The following is a 9,680-nucleotide window of genomic DNA, read 5'->3' on the forward strand; positions in this document are numbered from 1 at the left end:
GTATTATTTTTTTAAAAAATAAAATATGAATTCTATATTTTATTTTTGAAATTCTACGAAGTAGTCTTTAATTTTCTAAAAAAACGAAATAGCCTATTGTTTATATTTCTGACAAAAATGGGAATAATAAACACAGTAATGGTTATATTTATGAGTTTTTTAAACAAATTGAACTGGAATATTCTGCGTAAAAATTCTCAAAATAGCTCTGGAATATATCCACCCAATAATAGCCAACAAACTGTAGTCCAATCGCGCCATCAATCACCTGCCAAAGCCAAGGGGGGCATAGGTACTAAACTTATTTGGATAAGCATACTTATAGGGATTCCTGTTGGTGTGATTTGGGTAGCGAACTTGCCTTACGCAGTGATTCGCCGTCCGGTGGTACAAAATGCGCCTGTTTTGTTATTACCTAGCTATATAAATGTGGATCATCACTATCGACAGGCGTTAGTAACAGTGGAACAGGCTGAACAATTGATTGAAAAAGCTACCAGTCCAGCTGATTTGGCTTTGGGAGAACAAAAGCTACAACAAGCACAAAAACATCTCAATGAATTACCAACTTGGTTTGTCAGCGATTTGTCTGAATATAGATATTGGTGGTACGATCGCCACTTTAGCATCTATGGTTTTAATGCATCTCGTCGTTTAGTTGGGCAGCTAGAAGCTAAAGTTTTTCAGGAAAAGAATGCTCAAACTTTGCTCGCAGATAATATGCAGGCTTTATTAAATGCAAAACAGCAATATCAACAAGCTACAACAGTCAGCGATCGAAAAACTGCGATCGCTACTTGGCAAACAGCACTAAATCAATTAGAGCAAATTCCCAGTCAAACCCTAGCAGGAAAAACTACACGCAATCAACTAGATGACTACAAGCGTGAGTTTAAGGAAGTTGTGGGACTGGCCGCCGGTAATGAACGTATCAGTGCATTAATCACCGCAGCCCGCCAATTTTCATGGCAAGCCGCCAAAGCTGGTCAAAATCCGCCACACCCTGTTAGTGAATGGCGACAAATAGAACATTTGTGGGAAGAAGCTATTGAACGACTCAAAGACGTTCCCACAAATGATGTGGCTGGTTATGCCCAAGCACAGGAATTACTGGCAATTTATGAAAGTAATTTAGGTCAAGTTAAAGTCAGACGGCAAGCCGAAGCTGATGCTGTGGAGGCTTTGTCAGCAGCGCAACGAGAAATCGAAAACTTATTAGCTTCCATTCCTGACGATTCTCAAACTTTAGACCGCAATCGTGTCAGCAGCCAATTGCAAAGTATTATTCATCAATTAGAAAAAGTTCAAAATGGTACAACGGCATATCTCAAAGCTCAAGAGTTACTACTATCAGCCAATAATAAACTCAAGCAGTTGCAAACTAAGTAATACCAATAGGACTTACGCAAAACTCTCTGAAACTCTTATTTCTTTGTGTCCTTTGCGTCCTTTGCGGTTCGTTTTTTCATGATTTTGCGTAAGTCCTGACCAATTTGAAAAAATAATGCAACACATAGACAAGACCCCTCCCCAACCCTCCCCTTGGCAAGGGGAGGGTGCCGTCAGGCGGGTGGGGTATCTGTCGCAAACATTTTTTGAATCGGTATAAAACGGACTATTGATATGAGAAGTTAGGGAACTTCAAAAAATAAATTATTCCGCTTGGAGTCGTTGACTGCTGAATGTCAACCGTCAACGGTCAACAGTTAACAATCTTCTGTGGAATATTTTTTATTTGGAAGTCCCTTATTCTTCATTCCTCATTGCGTGGGTTGGGAACGTCGAATTTCTTCCACCTGACCAACTTCAAAAATTAAGGTAAATCGTTGCCCCATTTCTCGTTCGATAAATTCTTCTAATAGCTCTACTTGTCGCGGTGTAACTGGTTCCCTTGCTCGGACGCTCAAGCGTACTTCTGGGGGATTTGTTAACCAGTTGGTATTGCTGTTAAGCAACTGTAATCGCGTAAAGGTGATGGTACGGTTCAATAATGCTTTTCGCAGGCTGGTTTCTAGTTGCCCTTGTCGCACGAGTCGGGCAAAGCTGACCCCCAAGGGAATTACCAGGATTGCTGTTAAAGCCATAGTCCAAATTAAGGGACGATGTGCCCGCGCTATTGAGGTGTAACCTGCTACTGAGAATGTCACCATACAGGAGAGGGCAATACCGAGTAAGTTAGTTAGGTAAAGTAAGGTTGCTCCGAAACTGAGCGACCAATTTCCTTGTGCTAAGCCTAAACCTATGACGCAAATCGGGGGCATGAGGGCAACAGCGATCGCAGTTCCCGCCACAGTACCAGAGATTTTTGGTTCGATTTTGCCGTAGCCACTTATACCACCAGCTACTACAGCAATTCCCAAATCTAATAATGTTGGTCTGGAACGAGCCAGGATTTCACTACCATACCTGGGCAACCCCAGCAGCCAAGCCAAAGAACAAGCGATAACTACTGCCAACAATGTGCCAATTAGTACAGATATTACTCCCTTGCGAAATAAGGTAATATCTGCTTGTAAAGCACCAAAAGCCAAACCTCGAATTGGCAACATTAAGGGAGCAATAATCATCGCGCCAATAATTACAGCTGCACTGTTGGACAATAAACCAAAGGTGGCGATGGCGCAGGAGCTAACAATTAAAATTATGTAAGCTGAGTCTAGGGTTGATTCTGCCAGCAACTCTGTTTGTAGCTGTTGGAGTTTTTCTGGTTGGGAACCCTGGCGACGGAAATTTTTAAATCGGTCTCGAATGTTATTACCCAAGACCTTCCTCCTTAAATATGCAGTTAAGTGTTAAGTCTTCTTGCTTTGCTCATTAAAGTCTGACATTAATTTCATGTCATCTAAAAATAGTTACAAGAGTATAAGTACAAAATTTGACTAGGAATCTTCTTATGGTACTTGAAGGTGGGATTGCCGAGGAAGCGATCGCAAACAATCTCAAGCAATTTCTTTTAGTGCTTTCGGTGTCTTTGGGTGTGGCGACACTACCGCAGATATTTAGCTGGTTCCGCCAGATACCTTACACGTTGCTATTGGTGATTGTTGGCTTATGGTTGGCATTTTTTGATGTGCGTTTGGTGACCCTTTCCCCGGAACTGATTTTGTTTATTTTTTTACCACCACTATTGTTTGAAGCTGCATGGAATTTAAAGTGGTCGGAACTGAAACGGGATTTAGTGCCAATTTGCTTGTATGCAATTTTGGGGGTGGTAATTACAATAGCAGGCGTGGCGATCGCTTTGAATCAAGTTGTTGCTGTATCCCTAACCACAGCTTTACTCATCGCAGCCAGTCTCTCTGCTACTGACCCTGTTTCCGTCACCGCCTTGTTCCGCGAACTAGGCGTAGGTAGTCGTCTTGTCACCTTAATGGAAGGCGAAAGCTTGTTCAATGATGGCATGGCGGTAGTTGCCTTTGGTTTTTTGGTATCGTTTTCTTTGAAAACTGTAGAATTAGAATTTCAGCCGATTTTAGTTGAGTTTTTCACAGTTGTCGGCATTGGGATTGCAGTAGGAAGTTTTATTGGGTTTGGTATTTCCTACCTTACCCAGCGCTTCGATTTACCTTTAGTAGAACAATCCTTAACTTTGGTTTCCGCTTACGGTACCTACCTGATTATTGAAGACTTTGGTGGTTCTGGAGTTATTGGCGTTGTCACCACTGGTTTGATTTTAGGTAACTTTGGCTCTCGTATAGGAATGAATCCCCGCACCCGCGTTATTGTTTCCGAATTTTGGGAATTTTTAGCGTTTTTTGTGAATTCCATTGTGTTTTTGTTGATTGGCGACCAAATACGCTTTGCTAGTTTGGCAGAAAATTTACAAATTATTCTGTTGACAGTGGGAGCAATGATTTTGATGCGGGGAGTTGCTATTGTGCTTTTGAGCAAATTCAGTACCAGCATCACCAAATCCGAAATTTCTCTACCAGAGCAAACTATCTTATGGTGGGGTGGACTGCGGGGTTCCGTTTCCATTGCTCTAGCATTGAGCGTACCGACAATACTACCAGAGCGAGAAAAAGTCATTGCTACGGTTTTTGGGGTAGTATTATTTACTTTGCTTGTGCAAGGATTGACCATTAAACCTTTGCTGAAAAAACTCAATTTGTTGGGTGATGCACCCTTACGCGAGAAATTTTTAGAATTGGTAGCTCGTTATGTTGCTCTAGAAAGAGTCATACAACATCTGCAAGCAGATAAACGTCCTGGTATTGACCCAGAATTTCGGCGTTATCAGGAGAAACTCATCCAAGGTGAGTTTGCAAATTTAGAGACGAAAATCTACAAATTACAAAATGATTATCCCAATCTTCAAAACTTTACCAACGAACAATTTAGAGGCGAATTGTTGGCAATTGAAGCAGATACTTATGCAGAATTTGTTAAGTCTGGACGGTTAAATAAAGAACTTGCTTCTTTATTGGAAGATGTTTTACAAAATGGAGATGAAAAACAAGACAGGTAATAGGTGTTAACGGTTTATTGAAGACTAAAAGTATATGGTTGTTGACTGTTGACTGTGAACCGTTAACAGTCAACAGTTTAAATTGCTATAATTGACCGTATTTTTCTAAATTGTCCTTGATGATATCTCGTAACCTTTTAGCTAAAGTTCCACGTTTTAAAAACCAAAGAACATTGAGAGCGGTACGGGTAAAATAATCATTGATGGATTGATTGATTAACCGAGGAATCACAACTTGAATGCGTTCTTGGATTTGTTTTTCTAGAAATTTAAAGTTTTCTTTTGCATATTTAGGCCAAGGTGGGAGGTTAACTTCTTTTTTGGCAGAACCGAATAGAGGAATAATTGGCAGAAAAATATCTGATTCTCCTGTTTTTTCAACTTGGAATTGCGGATGATTTTTCAGTGTTTCTGGCCAGCAATCAAACAGTGAATTAGAAGCTGGTAAGACAAAATATTTTTCGAGAAATCTTTGGCAATTACGCCTACCAAGCATATAGTCGTGATGGCGAAATTCCTGGGAGAGAAAACCACCGAAAGCATTTAGACTACCACAAGCTAGAGGTTTTCTACCTTGGCGATCGCTACGTTCGGGAGCAATCAAAAAGCGACTGTAAACATCTTCATCCAAGGCGAGAATTAATTCATCTGGTTTGAATCGATTTTGATTGATAAAACTCCTAAAAATTCGCAATACTAAGTTGAGTAAATTATTACCTGGATTCACTGCATCCACATCATTGGGAAATGGATCGATTAACAAAGTAGCTCGGTTTGCTTGCTCTCCATCGCGGGGATTTCGCTGTTGATTACCTCGCAACGCCAAGCGAACAAGTTCTATCGGTTCGTTGCTAATAATCCCGCCATCTACTGTGACAAACTCATAGGAACCTTGAGTTAATAAATCTTTATCAGGACTGATACAGCGATACTCTGAACAAGTACCCGTTAGTGTTGGGTTGCGAACAGGTATTTCCCACTTGCGTTTTTCGTATTCATCGATACTACTGCGTTGGAGTTGACGAGGAGGAAATCCTACAGGAAACGCACTGCTGGCTAATGCTGAATCAACTAATAGTTTCCAATTACTGATATCAATTTTATCTGGATTGAGAGCGATCGCACCTTCAACATCACTACTCTTGTCACCGATGGCAAAATGCATAAAATCTGCATGTTTAACCATATAATGTCCCTTAATGCTGGAATTAGTTCCTTGAGATTTAATGACATAAGGAACACCACGCAAGTTAGTAATACACAAATAAACCTCAAAGGGATCGTCAATATAAGGTCGTTTTTTACCTGTAGATTTTAATTGCAGAACATCTTCTCCAAGCTCATCGAGAATAGTAGAATCGAGAAAAGATAAAACAGGAGCTTTCGGATCGTCTAAATCCTGAGTTTTTAAAAGTTCAGATACATCTATTCTTTGTACCCAACTTTCATAAAGTTTATTCTTCACCGGATTGTTCACCGGATAGCCAATTACAGGAGTGATATCGCTATATAGTGAAGATGCTGTAATTGCAGCAACAATAGCACCTGCTGATGCTCCAGACATGGCTTTAATGAAAACATCGTGGGGTGGAATTTCCCATTGTGTAAAATCATCACCATACTGCTGTTGTTGCTTTGCTTTTTGTTCGTACCATTGATCTAAAGCTTCAAAAAGAAAGTCAATTACGCCAGAAGTATATGCACCGGCTGAAACAGCACCAGCCATAACTAAACCAATGTCAAAATGTCGTAACTTATTGTCCATAGATAAATTCCCTGGTGTTAAAAAATTAGAATTCAGGAGTCAGAATTCAGGAGTCAGGAGTCAGGAGTCAGGAGTCAGGAGTCAGAATTCAGGAGTCAGGAGTCAGGAGTCAGGAGTCAGAATTCAGGAGTCAGGAGTCAGGAGTCAGAATTCAGGAGTCAGAAAAATTAAAGAATCAGAATAAAATTTGATGAATAAATATAGCCATACTAAATCATTGGTGATAAAAATCTATTGCCTATTGCCTATTGCCTATTGCCTATTGCCTATTGCCTATTGCCTATTGCCTATTGCCTATTGCCTATTGCCTATTGCCTATTGCCTATTGCCTATTGCCTATTGCCTATTGCCTATTGCCTATTACCTATTACCTATTGCCTGTTGCAAAATCACATCGCTGGCTTTTTCGCTAATCATGTATATTGGCGTGACAATAAAAAATCCAGGAATAAAAGGAAATACAGATGCATCTACCACGCGTAAATTCTGCGTTCCATAAACTCGGAAGTCACTGTCTAAGACTGCCATTTTGTCATCTTTACGCCCAATTTTACATGTCCCACAGGCGTGGTGTCCCCAAGCTTCATCTTTGATAAATTGCTTAATTTCATGTTGTTCATCTATATTTTTATTTGGTAGCAATTCTGCTTTTGTAAACAACTCAGTGCGTTTTGTCAAGCGTCTGACAAACTCCACTCCCTCAACAACGGAGAATAAGTCTTGTTCGTTGACATCATTACCTTCATCAAAGTATCTAAAATTAATTTCTGGAACATCTCTAGGGTCAGTTGTTCTCAGTGTTACTGAACCTGCTGTGTTGTTGGTGTGAGCTTTGAGTATCGCCCAAGTAAAATAATTTTTATATTTACCAATGTCTTCGGAATATTTGAGAAAATAACCTTTGAAAAAAGCTGGCAGTCCAAATATAAATAAATCTGGTTCTGGTCTATCTTGATGGGATTTTTTGATAATCCCTAACACCGCTCCATTAGTTACATATACACCTGATTTGGAACGATTCCATTCTAATAAACAAGTATCATTAATTTTCTCTGCTGGTTGTGGTTCGGTAAATGTACAATTATCAAGAATGCTAAAGTTTTGATTCATTTCACTGACGACACCAACTTCGTAGCGATCCTGTAAATTATGACCAACTCCCGGAAGATCCACGCGGATTTCTATTCCTAAGTTAGTCAATTCTTCTTTGGGGCCGATTCCAGATAATTTGAGTATTTGGGGAGTGTTGAAAGCACCTCCAGACAAGATGACTTCTCTATTTACAAATACTGTGCGGCTAACTTGAGAGCTATTTTCTGTTATATCCGCTTGAGGATCTGCACGATATATGTGTTTTCCTTCAAGATATTCTACACCGATGGCAGTATTATTTTCATCGAGTAAAACTTTGGTTACCAATGCATGAGTTTTCACGATTAATTTATCGGGAAATTGGCGTTCGATTTCCCGAATATATTCCCTTGTACCAGTGCGTTTTCCATCCTTAACAGCGAGTGGAACAGAAAACACACCTTCACCACTGACTTTGGTAATTTTCCAGTCGTTGGGGTCTAAAAGTGTGTCTAAAAACTCCAAAGGATCTTTTTGGCGGAGTTTGAGAAAAGCTAATATGTTAGCCAAGAAACTTTGAAAAATTATTTTAATTACTTGGGGTAAACTTTTACCCTGTTCCGCTAAAGCTTGAATTGCAGATTTAACGATTACTTTTAGAAGTTGGCCATCGCGCACAACTAATTTGGGATCTGCTAAGTTAGTTGTGAGCCAGCCATCAAAACCGTGACGAGTAGGATTATCATTGGGGTTGATGGGGCGATCGAGATAATTGCAGCGCTCTAGCCTTTCAAAATACTTCCGCATATTATCGCTTTTCCAGGAAGCATCTTTGGTGATTTCTGCAATTTTGTCCCAATCACTATTGTGAGGATACACCGTAATCATCGCATTATGGGCAGTGCATCCCCCCAACGTCCCGGCTCGCGGATACAGAATACCCTGATGTTCTGGGCTAAACTTAGAATCACGCTGCTGCTGCTTTTCATCCGAGTAGTGCTTAACAAAAAAATCCCATCTCAAATCATTATCTTCCGTGGCCCGTGCATGAAACGCCGGTACTGAATAAGTGTATCTTTCTGTATCTTTCCCTTTTTCATCCCGTAAAGGATCGCCACCTGCTTCTAACAGCAAAACTTTGTAACCTGCTTTTGCTAAATTCGCAGCTACCGGGCCTCCTCCAGCACCGGAACCAACAACAATATAGTCATATTCAGTTTGTGTAGTCATAATTTTTCTTAATTCAAATACATCAAAAAAATTTTAATTTGAGATTTTTAATTGACTCTATGGGCGATTAAAATTTTAAATTTACTTTCTCTCTTTTCAATTCTTCTCTTTGCACCTTTGCGACTTTGCGCGATAAAATCATCCATTGTGTAAAGTAACAATGCCATTCATTGCGTCTCTACAAACGTGCTGTTTCGATTTAACGATCGCGGAATCTTTGATGTCTAAAAAATAGTTGATTATCACCATAAAATGATGATGTGAATTCCGATGTGGTTTCAATGTGTCCGATGATTTTAGCTTTTTGACGATTGTTATTTTCCTCTGTAGCATCTTCTGGGCTAACACCGTAGACAGTATATAAAGATGTTCCAGATGGAATTGTAGCCAGGTCATTTCTAAAGTCATGTGGCGTTTGCGGAAATTTGATATTTGCATTAGGAACAAGAAATACTTGTGCGGGATAACGAGGTTGATTTTCTTGATGACCGTGTTGGTCAACTTCTCCCAAATCTTCTAAATAAAGTTTTGTGGGATATTTGGTAACTCTGGTAAATATCAAGTTGCTGATAATCGGCCCAAGACTTTTAGCTACGGGAACAATATTTGATAATTCATTGGCGAAGAAATTATAATTTTGACCTTGACCAACTAAAGATACCAAAGCTGAGAAATTTTCCGAAGGATTCCCATCCACAAATAACTTAATGGCTAGACCAGGAGCAAAACCGCGATCGCTTGGTTCTCCTGTTACAGATAATCGCAAAAGTCCGTAGTCTGCTCCCTTAAATAAACCGGAAAATAAAGTATTATTTGCAGGAATAAACTTAATTTTCGCCACACTACCGTGGGCATGAATCGCCTTTTTCCAATTACTAGGAGCTTCGTCTAATTGACGATCCATCTTAGTTTTGAGAGCAGTGAAAAATAAACCAACAATATCAATTTTCCTCAAGGGAGGAAGTTCATCATATTTCGACTTGAGAATTCTAGAGTTCCACAAAAATTCCTGTTTTCGAGCAGCTTTCCATAACTGATAATCATCAGGCAAAGACCCCAAATCTTCGGCATGATGCCAAAATTTCCGAACTTCTTCTAAGTGTTCCATGATGTTTGTGTGATTGGGGAGGTGGGGAGGTGGGGAGG

General features: G+C 39.9%; 6 protein-coding genes. 2 read left to right on the forward strand and 4 right to left on the reverse strand.

The genetic code is table 11. The features are described 5' to 3' along the window. Nucleotides 1-150 precede the first annotated feature (150 nt). Complete coding sequence (locus tag GNE10_RS26750) at nt 151-1,389, forward strand: hypothetical protein (RefSeq protein ID WP_185568402.1); 1,239 nt, start codon at nt 151-153, stop codon at nt 1,387-1,389. A gap of 371 nt (nt 1,390-1,760) precedes the next feature. Here the strand turns inward: GNE10_RS26750 and GNE10_RS26755 are convergent, their stop codons facing one another. After that, nucleotides 1,761-2,762 (reverse strand): DUF389 domain-containing protein, encoded by a 1,002-nt coding sequence (locus GNE10_RS26755; RefSeq protein ID WP_185568404.1) that lies wholly within the window; start codon nt 2,760-2,762, stop codon nt 1,761-1,763. Between the two features lie 131 nt (nt 2,763-2,893). On the opposite strand from GNE10_RS26755, the gene GNE10_RS26760 reads away from it, so the two are divergent. Further along, the gene (locus GNE10_RS26760; protein WP_185568407.1) at nt 2,894-4,468 is read left to right on the forward strand and encodes a sodium:proton antiporter; all 1,575 of its coding nucleotides are present in this window, start codon (nt 2,894-2,896) and stop codon (nt 4,466-4,468) included. An 85-nt stretch (nt 4,469-4,553) separates the two neighbouring features. On the opposite strand, the gene GNE10_RS26765 is transcribed toward GNE10_RS26760, so the two are convergent. The 3 genes from GNE10_RS26765 to GNE10_RS26775 form a co-directional block, all read right to left on the reverse strand. After that, nucleotides 4,554-6,233: a patatin-like phospholipase family protein gene (locus GNE10_RS26765; RefSeq protein ID WP_185568409.1), complete on the reverse strand. Its 1,680-nt coding sequence runs from the start codon at nt 6,231-6,233 to the stop codon at nt 4,554-4,556. 360 nt (nt 6,234-6,593) lie between these two features. Next, entirely contained in the window at nt 6,594-8,534 is a 1,941-nt protein-coding gene (locus GNE10_RS26770; RefSeq protein WP_185568414.1) for a GMC family oxidoreductase, read from the reverse strand. A 199-nt stretch (nt 8,535-8,733) separates the two neighbouring features. Next, the coding region (locus GNE10_RS26775; protein ID WP_260447050.1) for a hypothetical protein at nt 8,734-9,680 on the reverse strand (947 nt) is incomplete at its 5' end.

Source organism: Nostoc sp. 2RC (assembly GCF_014222165.1).
Classification (GTDB): domain Bacteria; phylum Cyanobacteriota; class Cyanobacteriia; order Cyanobacteriales; family Nostocaceae; genus Nostoc; species Nostoc linckia.